This is a genomic window from Roseivivax isoporae LMG 25204 (assembly GCF_000521865.1).
Taxonomy (GTDB): Bacteria; Pseudomonadota; Alphaproteobacteria; order Rhodobacterales; family Rhodobacteraceae; genus Roseivivax; species Roseivivax isoporae.
This window is the reverse complement of sequence record NZ_JAME01000021.1, coordinates 1-14,534: the sequence shown is the minus strand read 5'-3', so window position 1 is coordinate 14,534 and position 14,534 is coordinate 1. Positions and strand designations below refer to the sequence as shown.

Annotated in this window: 16 protein-coding genes and 1 tRNA gene; 6 read left to right on the top strand and 11 right to left on the bottom strand. The window is 67.5% G+C overall.

What is annotated here, in order from left to right; translation table 11 throughout:
- Nucleotides 1–81: 81 nt before the first annotated feature.
- The 4 genes from rpoB to RISW2_RS13865 form a co-directional block, all read right to left on the bottom strand.
- A complete protein-coding gene (gene rpoB, locus RISW2_RS13880) occupies nt 82–4,221 on the bottom strand; it encodes a DNA-directed RNA polymerase subunit beta (RefSeq protein WP_043772241.1) in 4,140 nt (1,379 codons plus the stop codon).
- Nucleotides 4,222–4,494: 273 nt separating this feature from the next.
- Entirely contained in the window at nt 4,495–4,878 is a 384-nt protein-coding gene (rplL, locus tag RISW2_RS13875; RefSeq protein WP_043772239.1) for a 50S ribosomal protein L7/L12, read from the bottom strand.
- A gap of 71 nt (nt 4,879–4,949) precedes the next feature.
- The gene (rplJ, locus tag RISW2_RS13870) at nt 4,950–5,468 is read right to left on the bottom strand and encodes a 50S ribosomal protein L10 (protein WP_043772237.1); all 519 of its coding nucleotides are present in this window, start codon (nt 5,466–5,468) and stop codon (nt 4,950–4,952) included.
- A gap of 381 nt (nt 5,469–5,849) precedes the next feature.
- A complete protein-coding gene (locus tag RISW2_RS13865) occupies nt 5,850–6,329 on the bottom strand; it encodes a MarR family winged helix-turn-helix transcriptional regulator (RefSeq protein WP_244437567.1) in 480 nt (159 codons plus the stop codon).
- A 66-nt stretch (nt 6,330–6,395) separates the two neighbouring features.
- On the opposite strand from RISW2_RS13865, the gene RISW2_RS13860 reads away from it, so the two are divergent.
- Nucleotides 6,396–6,761: a DUF1428 domain-containing protein gene (locus tag RISW2_RS13860; RefSeq protein ID WP_043772235.1), complete on the top strand. Its 366-nt coding sequence runs from the start codon at nt 6,396–6,398 to the stop codon at nt 6,759–6,761.
- A gap of 91 nt (nt 6,762–6,852) precedes the next feature.
- Here the strand turns inward: RISW2_RS13860 and rplA are convergent, their stop codons facing one another.
- From rplA to secE, 4 genes are all read right to left on the bottom strand, one after another.
- Nucleotides 6,853–7,551: a 50S ribosomal protein L1 gene (gene rplA / locus RISW2_RS13855; RefSeq protein ID WP_043772233.1), complete on the bottom strand. Its 699-nt coding sequence runs from the start codon at nt 7,549–7,551 to the stop codon at nt 6,853–6,855.
- Complete coding sequence (gene rplK / locus RISW2_RS13850; protein ID WP_043772231.1) at nt 7,551–8,000, bottom strand: 50S ribosomal protein L11; 450 nt, start codon at nt 7,998–8,000, stop codon at nt 7,551–7,553. Before rplK ends, rplA begins: the two co-directional genes overlap by 1 nt.
- 275 nt (nt 8,001–8,275) lie before the next feature.
- Entirely contained in the window at nt 8,276–8,809 is a 534-nt protein-coding gene (nusG, locus tag RISW2_RS13845; protein WP_043772229.1) for a transcription termination/antitermination protein NusG, read from the bottom strand.
- Nucleotides 8,810–9,072: 263 nt separating this feature from the next.
- Complete coding sequence (gene secE / locus RISW2_RS13840) at nt 9,073–9,270, bottom strand: preprotein translocase subunit SecE (RefSeq protein ID WP_043772227.1); 198 nt, start codon at nt 9,268–9,270, stop codon at nt 9,073–9,075.
- Between the two features lie 338 nt (nt 9,271–9,608).
- On the opposite strand from secE, the gene RISW2_RS13835 reads away from it, so the two are divergent.
- Entirely contained in the window at nt 9,609–10,184 is a 576-nt protein-coding gene (locus RISW2_RS13835) for a hypothetical protein (protein ID WP_211238703.1), read from the top strand.
- Between the two features lie 156 nt (nt 10,185–10,340).
- Here RISW2_RS13835 and RISW2_RS13830 read toward each other — a convergent pair.
- Nucleotides 10,341–10,416: transfer RNA gene (locus RISW2_RS13830), tRNA-Trp, on the bottom strand.
- A 481-nt stretch (nt 10,417–10,897) separates the two neighbouring features.
- Between RISW2_RS13830 and RISW2_RS13825 the strand changes: the two genes are divergently transcribed.
- From RISW2_RS13825 to RISW2_RS13810, 4 genes are all read left to right on the top strand, one after another.
- Nucleotides 10,898–11,131, top strand: a complete 234-nt coding sequence (locus RISW2_RS13825) for a hypothetical protein (RefSeq protein WP_043772223.1) — start codon at nt 10,898–10,900, stop codon at nt 11,129–11,131.
- Nucleotides 11,132–11,218: 87 nt separating this feature from the next.
- On the top strand, nt 11,219–11,452 hold the full coding sequence (locus RISW2_RS13820) for a hypothetical protein (protein ID WP_043772223.1): 234 nt from the start codon (nt 11,219–11,221) through the stop codon (nt 11,450–11,452).
- Between the two features lie 87 nt (nt 11,453–11,539).
- Nucleotides 11,540–11,773 carry a hypothetical protein gene (locus tag RISW2_RS13815; RefSeq protein ID WP_043772223.1) on the top strand — a complete coding sequence of 78 codons (234 nt, stop codon included), beginning with the start codon at nt 11,540–11,542 and terminating at the stop codon, nt 11,771–11,773.
- 111 nt (nt 11,774–11,884) lie between these two features.
- Nucleotides 11,885–12,142, top strand: a complete 258-nt coding sequence (locus RISW2_RS13810) for a hypothetical protein (RefSeq protein ID WP_043772222.1) — start codon at nt 11,885–11,887, stop codon at nt 12,140–12,142.
- 13 nt (nt 12,143–12,155) lie between these two features.
- On the opposite strand, the gene RISW2_RS13805 is transcribed toward RISW2_RS13810, so the two are convergent.
- Nucleotides 12,156–13,397, bottom strand: a complete 1,242-nt coding sequence (locus RISW2_RS13805; protein WP_043772220.1) for a CoA transferase — start codon at nt 13,395–13,397, stop codon at nt 12,156–12,158.
- Nucleotides 13,382–14,245, bottom strand: a complete 864-nt coding sequence (locus tag RISW2_RS13800) for an HTD2 family dehydratase (protein ID WP_244437566.1) — start codon at nt 14,243–14,245, stop codon at nt 13,382–13,384. Before RISW2_RS13800 ends, RISW2_RS13805 begins: the two co-directional genes overlap by 16 nt.
- Nucleotides 14,246–14,534: the final 289 nt, after the last annotated feature.

Below are 14,534 nucleotides of genomic sequence, written 5' to 3'. Positions count from 1 at the left end.
AGGGTGCGGGGGAGCGGAGCGGGCGCGAACCGGCGACGAGCCCCACCCAAAGCGGGCGGGGCGTCTCACCGGCGGGGCGCGTCACTCCGCGTCTTCCTCCGCATCCAGGAGTTCCATGTTGAGGCCCAGACCCCGGACCTCCTTGACCAGAACGTTGAACGATTCCGGCACGCCGGCCTCGAAGTTGTCCTCGCCCTTGACGATCGACTCGTAGACCTTGGTACGGCCCGCCACATCGTCCGACTTCACCGTCAGCATCTCCTGCAGGGTGTAGGCGGCGCCGTATGCCTCGAGCGCCCAGACCTCCATCTCGCCGAAGCGCTGGCCGCCGAACTGCGCCTTCCCGCCCAGCGGCTGCTGGGTGACGAGGCTGTAGGGCCCGGTCGAACGCGCGTGGATCTTGTCGTCCACGAGGTGGTGCAGCTTGAGCAGGTACTTGACCCCGACCGTCACCGGCCGCGAGAACTGCTCGCCCGTGCGCCCGTCGAAGAGGATCGACTGGCCGCTCTCGTTGAAGCCGGCGCGCTTCAGCGCGTCGTTCACGTCGGGCTCCTTTGCACCGTCGAAGACCGGGGTCGCGATCGGCACGCCGCGGGTCACGTTCGCGGCCGCCTCGACCAGGCGGTCCTCGTCCATGTCCGACAGGCCTTCCTCGTAGACCTCGTCACCGTAGGCGATGCGCATGGCCTCGCGCACGGGGGTGAGGTCGCCGGTCCGGCGGTAGTCCTGCAGCGCCTCGTCGATCCGGATGCCCAGACCGCGCGCAGCCCAGCCCATGTGCGTCTCGAGGATCTGGCCCACGTTCATCCGGCTCGGCACGCCGAGCGGGTTGAGGCAGAAGTCGACCGGCGTGCCGTCGCCGAGGAACGGCATGTCCTCGATCGGCACCACACGGGAGATGACGCCCTTGTTGCCGTGACGGCCGGCCATCTTGTCGCCCGGCTGAAGCTTGCGCTTCACCGCCACGAAGACCTTGACCATCTTCATGACGCCCGGCGGCAGGTCGTCGCCGCGGCGCACCTTCTCGACCTTGTCCTCGAAGCGGGCATCGAGCGCGCGTTTCTGCACCTCGTACTGCTCGTTGAGGGCCTCCATGTGCTTGGCGTCCTCCTCCTCGGCGAGGGCGAGCTGCCACCACTGACCGCGGGTCAGCATGCCGAGCAGGTCCTCGGTGATCTCCGAGTTGGGCTTGACGCCGCGCGGACCCTTCACCGCGGTCTTGCCGAGGATCATGGTCTTGAGGCGCGCGTAGATGTTGCGGTCGAGGATGACGAGCTCGTCGTCCCGGTCACGGGCCAGGCGCTCGATCTCTTCCCGCTCGATCTGCAGGGCGCGTTCGTCCTTCTCGACCCCGTGCCGGTTGAACACGCGGACCTCGACGACGGTGCCGTAATCGCCCGGCTTCACCCGCAGCGACGTGTCGCGCACGTCCGACGCCTTCTCGCCGAAGATGGCGCGGAGAAGCTTTTCCTCCGGCGTCATCGGGCTTTCGCCCTTGGGCGTGATCTTGCCCACGAGGATGTCGCCCGGTTCGACGTCGGCACCGATGTAGACGATGCCGGCCTCGTCGAGGTTGCGCAGCGCTTCCTCGCCGACGTTCGGGATGTCGCGGGTGATCTCCTCGGGCCCGAGCTTGGTGTCCCGCGCCGCCACCTCGAATTCCTCGATGTGGACGGAGGTGAACACGTCGTCGCGCGCGATGCGCTCGGAGATCAGGATCGAGTCCTCGTAGTTGTAGCCGTTCCACGGCATGAAGGCGACGATGACGTTCTTGCCGAGCGCCAGTTCCCCCATGTCCGTCGACGGGCCGTCCGCGATGACCTCGCCCTGCGTGACCGTGTCACCCACCTTCACCAGCGGACGCTGGTTGATGCAGGTGTTCTGGTTCGAGCGCTGGAACTTGCGCATGCGGTAGATGTCCACGCCCGGGTCGCCCGGGTCGAGGTTGTCGGTCACCCGGATCACGATCCGCTGCGCGTCGACCTGGTCGATCACGCCGCCGCGACGCGCGGTGATGGCCGCGCCGGAATCCCGTGCGACGATCTCCTCGATGCCGGTGCCGACCAGCGGGGCCTCGGACCGCAGCGTCGGCACGGCCTGCCGCTGCATGTTCGAGCCCATGAGCGCGCGGTTCGCGTCGTCGTTCTCGAGGAACGGGATGAGCGAGGCCGCGACGGACACCAGCTGTTTCGGCGACACGTCGATGAGGTCGACGGTCTCGTTCGGCGCCAGCGTGTAGTCGCCCGCCTGACGGGTGGACACGAGGTCGTTGACGAACTTGCCGTTCTCGTCGAGCAGCGCGTTCGCCTGCGCCACGGTGTGGCGCATTTCCTCGGTCGCGGACATGTAGTGCACCTCGTCGGTGACCTGCCCGTCCTTCACCACCCGGTAGGGCGTCTCGATGAAGCCGTACTTGTTGACCCGCGCGAACGTCGCCAGCGAGTTGATGAGACCGATGTTCGGGCCTTCCGGCGTCTCGATCGGGCACATCCGGCCGTAGTGCGTCGGGTGCACGTCGCGCACCTCGAAGCCCGCGCGCTCGCGCGTCAGGCCGCCGGGCCCGAGCGCCGAGAGGCGCCGCTTGTGCGTCACCTCGGACAGCGGGTTGGTCTGGTCCATGAACTGCGACAGCTGCGAGGAGCCGAAGAACTCGCGCACCGCGGCCGCGGCGGGCTTCGCGTTGATCAGGTCCTGCGGCATGACGGTGTCGATCTCGACCGACGACATGCGCTCTTTGATCGCGCGCTCCATCCGCAGGAGGCCGACGCGGTACTGGTTCTCCATGAGTTCGCCGACCGAGCGCACCCGGCGGTTGCCGAGGTGGTCGATGTCGTCGATCTCGCCCTTGCCGTCGCGCAGCTCCACCAGCGCCTTGACGCAGGACACGATGTCCTCGCGGTCGAGGGTGCGGGTGGTGTCCGGCTTGTCGAGGTTGAGCCGCATGTTCATCTTCACGCGGCCGACGGCCGACAGGTCGTACCGCTCGCCGTCGAAGAACAGCGTGTCGAACAGCGCCGACGCGGCCTCGACCGTGGGCGGCTCGCCCGGACGCATGACGCGGTAGATGTCCATGAGCGCGCTTTCGCGGTTCATGTTCTTGTCCTGCGCCATGGTGTTCCGCATGTACGGACCCACGGTGATGTTGTCGATGTCGAGCACCGGAATGTCGGTGATGCCCGCGTCGAGCAGCTCCTTCAGCGACCCGCCGGTCACCTCGCCGTCCTTGTCGACGGTCCAGGTCAGCTCGTCGCCGGCCTCGACGTAGATCGCGCCCGTGTCCTCGTTGATGATGTCGCGGGCGACGTACTTGCCGACGATGTGGTCGAACGGCACCAGCAGGTTCTTGACGCGGCCCTCGTCGATCAGCTGCTTGACCGCGCGCGGCGTCACCTTCTTGCCGGCCTCGGCGATCACCTCGCCGGTGTCGGCGTCGACCAGGTCATAGGTCGGACGGGTGCCGCGGACGCGCTCGGGGAAGAACTTGGTCTTCCAGCCACGGCCCTTCTCCAGCGTGTAGTCGACCGTGTCGTAATACGCGTCCATGATCGCTTCCTGGTCGAGACCCAGGGCGTAGAGGAGCGTCGTGACCGGCAGTTTGCGGCGGCGGTCGATGCGCGCGAACACGATGTCCTTGGCGTCGAACTCGAAGTCGAGCCAGGAGCCGCGGTAGGGAATGATCCGGCAGGCGAACAGCAGCTTGCCCGAGGAGTGCGTCTTGCCCTTGTCGTGGTCGAAGAACACGCCCGGCGAGCGGTGCATCTGGGAAACGATGACCCGCTCGGTGCCGTTCACGATGAACGTGCCATTCTGCGTCATGAGCGGCATGTCGCCCATGAACACGTCCTGTTCCTTGATGTCCTTCACCGACTTCGCGCCGGTGTCCTCGTCCACGTCGAAGACGATCAGGCGCAGGGTGACCTTCAGCGGCGCCGAGTAGGTCATGTCGCGCTGCTGGCATTCCTCGACGTCGTATTTGGGCTTTTCCAGCTCGTAGGACACGAACTCGAGCACGGCGGTCTCGTTGAAGTCCTTGATCGGGAAAACCGACTGGAACACGCCCTTGATGCCCTCGCCGTCCGCCGGCTGGGGCTGGTCGCCCGATTTCAGGAACAGGTCGTAGGACGACTTCTGAACCTCGATGAGGTTCGGCATCTCCAGCACTTCCCGGATCTTGCCGTAGTACCTGCGTAGACGTTTCTGGCCGAGGAAGGATTGCGCCATGGGCTCATCACCTTTCAGTGGTCTCACCTGGAAGCGCGCGCCGTCGGGCTCCGGCCGCGCATCCATCCGCGAGGGGCAGGTTCCGATCTATGCCTGACCACCGTCCCAAGGGTGGCCTCCCGATCGTGAGAACCTTGCCTGAGAAAGGGTCCGCCCGACGATCGTCCGGCGCGGGCCCTCTCTGAGACAGGTTCGGCTGGACCCGGGAACTCCCGGATCCAGCCCGTCCTTCGTGCCGCGGGGCGCGGGCGCGCACGCCCGGCCCCTGCCGGATCACTTGAGCTCCACCTCGGCGCCAGCGGCCTCGAGCTTGCTCTTGATGTCGTTCGCTTCGTCCTTGGAGACCTGCTCCTTGACGGGCTTGCCACCCGCTTCGACCAGTTCCTTGGCTTCCTTGAGGCCAAGGCCGGTGATCGCACGGACTTCCTTGATCACGTTGATCTTGGACGCGCCGGCCGACTTCAGGATGACGTCGAACTCGGTCTGCTCTTCCTCGGCCGCACCGGCGTCGCCGCCTGCTGCGGGGCCGGCCATCATGACCGCGCCGCCAGCGGCGGGCTCGATGCCGTACTCGTCCTTGAGGATGGTTTTCAGTTCCTGCGCTTCGAGCAGCGTGAGGCCCACGATTTGCTCGGCAAGTGCTTTAAGATCAGCCATTGTGACTTCTTTCCATATCTAGATGTGATCCAACGTCGGGAATACAACCCTTCGCGGTCTCACGGATTGCCTTAGGCCGCCTCGGCCCTGTCCTCGATGGTCGACAGGATGGAGGCGATGTTCGAAGCAGGCGCGCCGATCGCACCGGCGATGTTGGAAGCGGGTGCACCGATCATGCCGGCGATCTGAGCGAGCATTTCCTCGCGCGACGGCAGTTTCGATACGGCCTCAACACCGGCCCGGTTCAGGACCTCACCACCCATTGCCCCGCCAAGGATCTCGAACTTCTTGTTATCCTTGGCGAAGTCCTCGACCACCTTGGCCGCGGCCACGGGGTCTTCGGAATAGGTGAGGACGGTCATCCCCTCGAGGTACTTGGCCATGCTGGCGCAGGGCTTTCCCTCCAGGGCGATCTTGGCGAGCCTGTTCTTGGCGACGCGAACCGCCGCGCCACCCTCACGGGCGCGACCGCGGAGGTCCTGCATCTCGGCAACCGTGAGGCCGGTGTAGTGTGCAACCACAACGACGCCAGAGCTTTCGAAGATCTGGCCGAGTTCCTCGACCACTTTCTCTTTCTGGGCTCTATCCACAGTTTCACTCCAAGTTCTGGAGGGGCGACCCCTCCGGCTCTGCGAAAGCCGGACAAGAACTGCCCGGCCCCAAGGTCCGATCGGGTCGTCACAATCGCATGCCCGAAGGGCGCGGAAGCGCCCGGCAGGCCGAATGTCTCTTCCCGTCTCAGGCAGGACTTAGCGGCGCAGGAAGTTTCCGTAGCCAGCCCACCGTCTCGGACGAAACGGGGGACGCGCGCGAATCGCGTGCGCCATCCCGTAACCGGCCGATTAGAACTTTTGGAACGAAATGCCAAGAGCGCCGCGGATCTTTCCGCGCCCTCTTTTTCGGCACCCCCGAAAGGTATCACGAAATCCGGCGCGCGCCAAGCATGGGCCGTGACGCCCCTGCCCCGCAGGTCACGGACCAAAGGCGAGTCCGGCCAATCCGTCGCGCAGGTCACCGAGGGCCTCGGCCCCGTGTTCCCGGTCGAGGGCATCATGCGTCGCACGCCAGGCCGGCAGCGCCGCCTTGAGCGCCGCGCGCCCCGCCCCGGTCAGGTGCAACCGCCGCGCGCGGCCGTCACCCGCATCCGCCTCGGACCGCACGAGCCCGCGCCGCTCGAGCGGCTTCAGCGCGGCGGTCAGCGTCGTGCGGTCCATGCCGAGCACCGGCACCAGCGCGCCGAGCCGCGGCCCGTCCGGCCGGTTCAGCGCCATCAGGACCGAGAATTGCCGGTTCGTCAGCGCGAAGGGCGCCAGTGCCTCGTCGAAACGCCGCGCGACGATGCGGGCCGCCCGCTGCAGGTGCAGGCACAGGCAGCGGTCGCGCACCTCGTGCGTCACGCTCAGTGGCAGGTCGGGGTCCATGCCCGGCGGGTTCTTGCGCGGCTCGTCCATGAACGTTGATATCAACTCAAATACGCGCGATCCTCAAGCGGCATCCTGTCGCAGAGGAGATTCGAGATGCCCTACTACTCAGGCTTCCTTCTGGCCGTGCCGTCCGCGAACAAGACCGCCTACAAGGACATGGCCGAGAAGGTCTGGCCGATCTTCAAGGACCACGGCTGCCTCGGCATGGTCGAGACCTGGGGCGTCGACGTCCCGGACGGCAAGGTGACCTCGTTCCCCATGGCGGTGAAGAAGGAGGAGGACGAGACCGTCGTCTTCTCCTGGATGGTCTGGCCCGACAAGGCGACCGCCGATGCGGGCTTCCAGAAGATGATGGAGGACGAGCGCATGAAGGACATGCCCGAGAAAATGCCCTTCGACGGAAAGCGCATGATGTGGGGCGGGTTCGAGCCGATCGTGTCGGTCGGCCAGCCGGCCTGAACCGTCACGGCGCGGGCGGACATGCGAAGGGCCCGGGGGTGGCAGCGCACCCCCGGGCCCTCTGTCGTGGATCCGTCGCCGAAGCGGGGCGTCAGCCCTGCGTCGCGCTGGTCACGTCGATCGTGACGCCGGGGCCCATCGAGGACGACAGCGCGATCTTCTTCATGTAGGTGCCCTTGGCGCCCGTGGGCTTCGCCCGCGACACGGCCTCGACGAAGGCGCGCACGTTCTCGACGAGCTTCGCCTCGTCGAACGACACCTTGCCGACGCCGGCGTGCACGACGCCCGCCTTCTCGGCCTTGAACTGGACCTGGCCGCCCTTCGCGTCCTTGACGGCCTGACCCACGTCCATGGTCACCGTGCCGACCTTGGGGTTCGGCATCAGGTTGCGGGGGCCGAGGATTTTCCCCAGCCGGCCCACGATCGGCATCATGTCCGGGGTCGCGATGCAGCGGTCGAACTCGATCTTGCCGCCCTGGATGGTCTCCATCAGGTCTTCGGCGCCGACGATGTCCGCGCCGGCCGCCTGGGCCTCCTCGGCCTTCGCGCCGCGGGCAAAGACCGCCACGCGCACGGTCTTGCCGGTGCCGTTGGGCAGGCCGACGACGCCGCGGACCATCTGGTCGGCGTGGCGCGGGTCGATCCCGAGGTTCATGGCGATCTCGACGGTCTCGTCGAACTTGGCGCTGGCGGTCGACTTGATGAGGCCCACGGCCTCCTCGACGGACAGGTTTTCCTTGCCCTCGAAGGCCTCGCGCAGGGTGCGGGTGCGTTTACCGATCTTGCCCATCACTTCACCTCGATGCCCATGGACTTCGCCGAACCGAGGATGATCTTCATTGCATCCTCGACGTCGTGCGCCGACAGGTCCTTCATCTTGGCCTCGGCGATTTCGCGCACCTGCTTGCGGGTCACGGTCGCGACGGTCTCGCGGCCCGGCTTCTCGGCGCCGCGGGGACGGTTGCGCTTGCCCACGGGCTTCAGGCCCGCCGCCTTCTTCAGGTAGTAAGACGCCGGCGGCGTCTTGATGTCCATCGTGAAGGACTTGTCCTGGTAGTAGGTGATCACGGTCGGGCACGGCGCACCGGGCTCCATGTCCTGCGTCTTGGCGTTGAACGCCTTGCAGAACTCCATGATGTTGATGCCGCGCTGACCGAGCGCGGGACCGACCGGCGGGGAGGGGTTGGCCTGCCCGGCCTTGATTTGCAGCTTCATCTTGCCAGCGAGCTTTTTCGCCATCTGGCTTCTCCTTTCCATCTCCCCGACGGACGCGTCCGCGAGGGGTTCATGTGGCGTGGTGGGGTCCGGACGTCGCGACGCCCTCGCCTCCCACGTAGGGACGACCGCCGCGCAGGGCGGACGGTCGGCGGCGCGGATACACCCGCGCCTGGGGGATTGCAAACGATTCCGGACGGGCCGTCACGCCCCGCATCGCCGCAACGACAAGGGCCGCCCCCGATCGGACGGCCCGCAAGCGCGCGCCCCCGGTGCGGGCGCGCGGATCGTGACAGGGCTCAGCCCTGCTTCGTCACCTGCGTGAACTCGAGCTCGACCGGCGTCTCGCGGCCGAAGATCGACACCGACACCCGCAGGCGCTGGTTCTCCTCGTCGACGCCCTCGACCATGCCGTCGAAGTCCTCGAACGGGCCGTCGTTGACCTTGACCCGCTCGCCCACCTCGAAATGGATGAGCGTGCGCGGTGCCTCCTCGCCCTCCTGCACGCGGCCGAGGATCTGCTGCACCTCTGCATCGCGCATGGGCATCGGGCGCCCCTGAGGCCCGAGGAAGCCGGTCACGCGGTTGATCGAGTTGATGAGGTGGTAGCCGGCATCCGACATCTCCATGCGGACCAGCACGTAGCCCGGCATGAAGCGCCGCTCGGTCGTGACCTTCTTGCCGCGCCGCACCTCGATGACCTCTTCGGTCGGAACGAGGATTTCCTCGATCTGGTCGCCGAGACCCTGCTCGGCCACCGCCGTCCGGATCTGTTCGGCAACCTTCTTCTCGAAGTTCGAGAGCACGCTCACCGAATACCACCGCTTCGCCATCTGGCTCCGACCTTTCGTTTCCCTGCGCAGCGTTCCCGACGCTTCACGCCCCGCATCCGTGTTTCACGTGTCCGCGCCTGCGCGGCCAACCCTCCGCGACCGCCGCCGGCGCACGCGCCTGGTCAAGGAGGTCTCCCGACAAAGAAAAGCGGCGCGCAACGCGACTCATTGCACGCCTGCCGGTGGAAGTGCCGCGTCACCTACCGCCGGTGTCGGCGGAATTCAAGCCCTCCAGGTGCCCCGGATCGCCCTCCGGGCGCCGCTCAGCCGAAGATGCCGAGGATGCCCTGCAGGCCGCTGCGGATGGCGAGATCGACCAGCGCGAAGAAGATCGCGGTCAGGGTCGCCATGATGAACACCATCACCGTGGTCAGCAGCACCTCGCGCCGCGTCGGCCAGACGACCTTGCCGACCTCTGCGCGCACCTGCTGGACGAACTGGATAGGATTGGTCCGGGCCATGCGTGTCACCTTGTTCCTCTGACCGGGCAGATACGGGGATGTGCCGCCGGGTTCAAGCGCGACCTGCCGTCCCGCGCGGGCGCGCGGCTAACCGGTAGCATCCCGGGCCGGGCCGTGCGCGCTTCCCGCGAGAGGCGTCAAGAGAAAAAACGCTGGCAGTTAATGCGGCGGCGCCCGCCGTCCAGCGCTCCTCATCTCTTTGTGATACCGCGGTTTTTTCGGGGAACGCATGCGGTTGGGCCCGTGTTGATTGCCCAGAACCGGGATCGGTCGCAGGACGCGTCCGGTCCGAAGGGTCACAGAATACGAGACCAAGGAGTAACGATATGAAGCGCATCATGCTTGCATCCGCCCTCGCCCTCTCCGTCGCCGGCACCGCGTATGCCGCGACCGAAGCGGAGATGGTCGAGATCCAGTCGTACCTGCCGAATGCCGACGTGTCCACCTGGACGGATGAGCAGGTCGCGACCGCGATGAACGTCATCAACAGCGACGAGTCGCGTTCGGACAAGATGGGCCAGCTTCAGGCGCTCTATGACGGCGAGACCTACACCCGCCCGATGCCCGAGCTGACCGAGGCCGAGCGCACCATGCTGATGGAAGCCGCTCCCGAGGCGAACCTCGACATGATCCCGCAGGCACGTCTCGACGCGGCGCTGGTGGCGCTGAACAGCGAGATGTCGGAAAGCGACCGTCAGGGCCGCGTGCAGGAACTGCTGTCCACCGACACCGCCGCGGTTTCCGAGATGAACTCGGCCACCGCAGCCGAAGTGGCGATCATCAACGACTACGCGCCGGACGTCGATGTCTCGACCCTGAGCGACGAGCAGGTGACGAGCGCGCTGGCGATCATCTATTCGACCGACAGCCGCGCCGATGCCGAGGGCCGCATCCAGACGCTTCTGGCGAACTGATCGGTCCGCGTCACAAGGACACGAGATGAGAGGGGGTGCGCAGTGCGCGCCCCCTTTTTCGTGCGCGCAGGGCGCACGGGACCCGCGCCCGTGAGCGCGGCCATCGAGAGGATGCACCGCATGCGGGCGCGCCTCGATCGACATGTCGCTGGAAAGTGGCAGGGGCAGCAGGGCTCGAACCCGCGACCTACGGTTTTGGAGACCGTCGCTCTACCAACTGAGCTATACCCCTAAGGCCGAGGCCGTCGATACCGCCCGTCGGCGGCGAATTCAAGGCCCGAATCCGCGCGTCCCGACGCTGCGATGTGCCCCCCCGGATCCCGTTCCGACGGCAAAGGTTCATCACCTGCCGAACACTGCGCGTCACCGCGCCGTGATCCGCTGTTTCAAATATCGATTTGCAAAAATGCACAGTAAATGTGGTGCATGGTCGCGCGGCCCCGGGGCGGGCCTCTCATCACGGCCCTCACGCGATCTCGTGCTTTGTTGATACACGATTTTCCGTTCCGTGACAGCCACTTGTGGCGAATGACGCGACGCGCTCTCCGGAGCCGATCACGTGCAAGTCCACATCTGCGTGACCGGCCGTGAACCGTCCCGTGATTTGCGAAGTCGCTGGGGAACAACAATCTTTTCGCCATCGACGGGACGCACCGCCGAGAGACGCAAACGCACCTCGCGGTGCCCCACACGAAGAGAAAAGGAATTCTGACATGAAAACCCTTATCGCATCCGCCCTCGTCGCCACCGCAGCCCTCGCCGGCGGCGCCTCCGCGATGACCTCGACCTCCGCTGCCGAGGTGAAGATCCAGCGCTATGCCCCCGATGCCGACCTCTCGGCCCTGTCGGACGCGCAGATCGCATCGCTGCTGAACGTCGTGAACGGCGGCGACAGCCGCGGCGAGACCGAGTCCAAGATCGAGTCGCTGCTGCGCGCCTACAACTGATGACGGCGTGACCGGCCCGCCGCGCAACGCGGCGGCGCCGGTCCCTCCGGACCTCCCAGATCACATCGCACACAAAGGACCACAGACATGAAAACCCTTATCGCATCCGCCCTCGTCGCCACCGCAGCCCTCGCCGGCGGCGCCTCCGCGATGACCTCGACCTCCGCTGCCGAGGTGAAGATCCAGCGCTACGCCCCCGATGCCGACCTTTCGGCCCTGTCGGACGCGCAGATCGCATCGCTGCTGAACGTCGTGAACGGCGGCGACAGCCGCGGCGAGACCGAGTCCAAGATCGAGTCGCTGCTGCGCGCCTACAACTGATGACGGCGTGACCGGCCCGCCGCGCAACGCGGCGGCGCCGGTCCCTCCGGACCTCCCAGATCACATCGCACACAAAGGACCACAGACATGAAAACCCTTATCGCATCCGCCCTCGTCGCCACCGCAGCCCTCGCCGGCGGCGCCTCCGCGATGACCTCGACCTCCGCTGCCGAGGTGAAGATCCAGCGCTACGCCCCCGATGCCGACCTCTCGGCCCTGTCGGACGCGCAGATCGCATCGCTTCTGAACGTCGTGAACGGCGGCGACAGCCGCGGCGAGACCGAGTCCAAGATCGAGTCGCTGCTGCGCGCCTACAACTGATCGTCCCCGCGTCACGGGACGCGACCGATCACGAACGCCGCCCCTGCCCTTGGCAGCGGGCGGCGTCTGCCCCATCTCGGGGGTCACACGCGACGAACGAGGAGAGCCGACATGACGAACGCATCGAGACCGGCCCGCATCGCGGCCCTTGCCGTCGCCGCGACCATGCTGGCGCAGGGCGCCGCCGCGCAGTCCGCCTCCGAAAGTCCGGTCAGCCGCGCCAAGATCGAACGGCTGGCGACGCAGGAGGTCGACTTCTCGCGCCTGACCAACATCCAGATCCTGACGCTCCTGAACATCGCGAACATGCAGGACAGCACCGTCGAGAAGAGCGGCAAGATCGACGCTCTGCTGCGCCGCTACCAGTGACGCAGCGCGGCCGTCAGGCCGCGTCGCGGGCCGATTTCCGCGCCCCGCCCGCCACGACACCCCGGTCGTAGAGGCGGGCGATGTCGGCATCGTCGAGACCCGCGACCTCCGACAGAATTTCCTCGGTATGCTGGCCGAGGCGCGGCGCACCCTCCGGATCCTGCCGCGCGAAGCCCGAGAAGGTGACGGGCGAGCCCGGCACCGGGAAGCGCCCGAGCCCCGCCTGGTCGAGCATCCTGAACATCGGGTTGTCCTCGGACAGGTCGGGATCTTCCGCCAGCGCCTCCGGAACCGTGCGGAAGGGCGCCCAGGTCACCCCCGCATCCTCCAGCGCCGCGGCGACCGCGTCGAGGTCGCGCTGCCCGAACCACGGCGCCAGGGCCGAGGTGATCCGGTGCCGCAGCCGGTAGCGGTTGCCCTCGTCACCAAGATCCGTGCCCGTCTCGGCGGCGAGCGCCGCCATGGCCTCGCCGGTGCCCGTGACGTTGACGAGGCCGCGCCACTGCCGGTCCGTGAGCCCGATCACCATGACCCGCCGCCCGTCCGAACAGACGAAGTCCTGACCGTAGGCGCCGTACAGCGCGTTGCCCGACTTGGGGCGAGCCCGGCCGGAGGTCGCGGCCTCGCCGATGAGGCCGAGATGCCCGATCGTCGCCGCCGCCACGTCCTTCAGCGACAGCTCGACGTCCTGGCCCTCGCCCGTGCGCAACCGGTGCCGTTCCGCCGCGAGGAGCGCGTTCACAACCATGCCGCCCGCCGCCACGTCCCAGGCCGGCAGGGCATGCGCCACCGGCGCATCGTGCCCCTCGGGGCCGGTCATGTCCGGGATGCCGAGCGCGGGGTTCACCGTGTAGTCGACCTGCGGGCGGCCGTGCCGGTCGCCCATCAGCGTGACCATCACGAGGTCCGACCGACGCTCGGACAATGTCGGATGGTCCATCCAGCCGCGCACGCGCAGGTTGGTGATGAAGAGGCCGGCATCCTCGCCGCCGCCGGTGATGATGCGGGTGATGAGCTCGCGCCCCTCCTCGGACCGCATGTCGACCGCGACGGATTTCTTGCCCTTGTTGAGGCCCGCCCAGAACAGGCTCTGGCCCGACGGGGCGAGCGGCCAGCGCCCGGCGTCGAGCCCGCCCTCGATCCGGTCGAAGCGGATCACCTCGGCGCCCATCTGCGCCAGCGTCAGCCCTGCGAGCGGGACCGCCACGAAGGCCGACCCCTCCACCACGCGCATGCCGTTCAGGATGCCGCCCATGTTCCGCCCTCCCATTCCGCGGTGGCCTGCAGGCCCTGGTGATCCTCCCCGCGCGCCGTGCAGAGCCGGAGCGCGCCGTCTTCCCCGTCCTCGGCAAGGAGCCGGAGGTCGGCGTCGTGGAACATCGGGTGCACGCCGCGGAACCGGAACCGGTCGGGCGCGCGGCCGCGATGGGCGGTGGCCTGCAAGGCCAGCATCATCGCCTGCAGCGGCCCGTGCACCACGAGGTTCGGGTACTTCTCGACCTCGCGCGCATAGGGCAGGTCGATGTGGATGCGGTGCGCGTTGAAGGTGCAGGCGGAAAAGCGGAAGAGCAGCGCCTCGGACACAGGCACCCGCCGCTCGAGGATCGGCGCCGCGGGCACGGGCACCGGTTTCGGCGCGCGGAAGCGGTCGGGCATCTCGAGGTAGACGATGTCCTGCGTCTCTCGGATGGCGAGCCCGTCCTCGCCCGCGATCTCGTGCGCCACGGTGACGAAGACCATCGCCCCGGTCGAGCCGTGCTTCTCCACCACGTCGCGGATGACCGAATGGCGCGTCAGCCGCTCGCCCACGTGCAACGGACGGTGAAAGCTCAGCGCGCCCGAGGCCCACATGCGCCGCGGCAGGTCCACGGGCGGCAGGAAGCCCCCGAGCCGCGGATGCCCGTCGGACTTCAGGTCGGCCATGGGCACGGTCGGCAGGAAGGCGATCCAGTGCCAGAGAGGCGGCAGGAGCGCGCCGTCGGCCGGCACCTCGGCGCCCGCGTCGGACAGGGTCGCGGCCAGCATCTCGGCCTGCACGGGCGCCACGCGCGCCTGCGCGGTCTCCTCGCGCCCGATCCAGTCGGTCACCTTCAGTTCGGACACGCGCGCCTCCCTCATCCGCCGGCCCCGGTCGGGCGCGGCTTGCGGACCGGTCCCATCCTGACACGGCAAGATGCAGGCGCCTACGCGAAAATCAAATGTTTTTAATGCGTTAATGGAATACCGCCGCATACCGGCGCGGCACGCGGCGGATCGCGGGACGGCTTCGTGCCTGACGGGAAACGGATTTTCCGCGCCGGGGCCCAACCCCGAACGAGAAACGGCGCGCCCGAGGGCGCGCCGCTGCAGGTCCTTACGAGGGCCCTGTCGGGCTTACTCGATGATCTTCGAG

Bases quoted from the DNA above. Each gene is read 5' to 3' on its own strand.
- rpoB (WP_043772241.1), bottom strand. From the start codon at position 4,221: ATGGCGCAATCCTTCCTCGGCCAGAAACGTCTACGCAGGTACTACGGC.
- rplL (WP_043772239.1), bottom strand. From the start codon at position 4,878: ATGGCTGATCTTAAAGCACTTGCCGAGCAAATCGTGGGCCTCACGCTG.
- RISW2_RS13865 (WP_244437567.1), bottom strand. From the start codon at position 6,329: ATGGACGAGCCGCGCAAGAACCCGCCGGGCATGGACCCCGACCTGCCA.
- RISW2_RS13860 (WP_043772235.1), top strand. From the start codon at position 6,396: ATGCCCTACTACTCAGGCTTCCTTCTGGCCGTGCCGTCCGCGAACAAG.
- rplA (WP_043772233.1), bottom strand. From the start codon at position 7,551: ATGGGCAAGATCGGTAAACGCACCCGCACCCTGCGCGAGGCCTTCGAG.
- rplK (WP_043772231.1), bottom strand. From the start codon at position 8,000: ATGGCGAAAAAGCTCGCTGGCAAGATGAAGCTGCAAATCAAGGCCGGG.
- nusG (WP_043772229.1), bottom strand. From the start codon at position 8,809: ATGGCGAAGCGGTGGTATTCGGTGAGCGTGCTCTCGAACTTCGAGAAG.
- secE (WP_043772227.1), bottom strand. From the start codon at position 9,270: ATGGCCCGGACCAATCCTATCCAGTTCGTCCAGCAGGTGCGCGCAGAG.
- RISW2_RS13835 (WP_211238703.1), top strand. From the start codon at position 9,609: ATGCTTGCATCCGCCCTCGCCCTCTCCGTCGCCGGCACCGCGTATGCC.
- RISW2_RS13825 (WP_043772223.1), top strand. From the start codon at position 10,898: ATGAAAACCCTTATCGCATCCGCCCTCGTCGCCACCGCAGCCCTCGCC.
- RISW2_RS13820 (WP_043772223.1), top strand. From the start codon at position 11,219: ATGAAAACCCTTATCGCATCCGCCCTCGTCGCCACCGCAGCCCTCGCC.
- RISW2_RS13815 (WP_043772223.1), top strand. From the start codon at position 11,540: ATGAAAACCCTTATCGCATCCGCCCTCGTCGCCACCGCAGCCCTCGCC.
- RISW2_RS13810 (WP_043772222.1), top strand. From the start codon at position 11,885: ATGACGAACGCATCGAGACCGGCCCGCATCGCGGCCCTTGCCGTCGCC.
- RISW2_RS13805 (WP_043772220.1), bottom strand. From the start codon at position 13,397: ATGGGCGGCATCCTGAACGGCATGCGCGTGGTGGAGGGGTCGGCCTTC.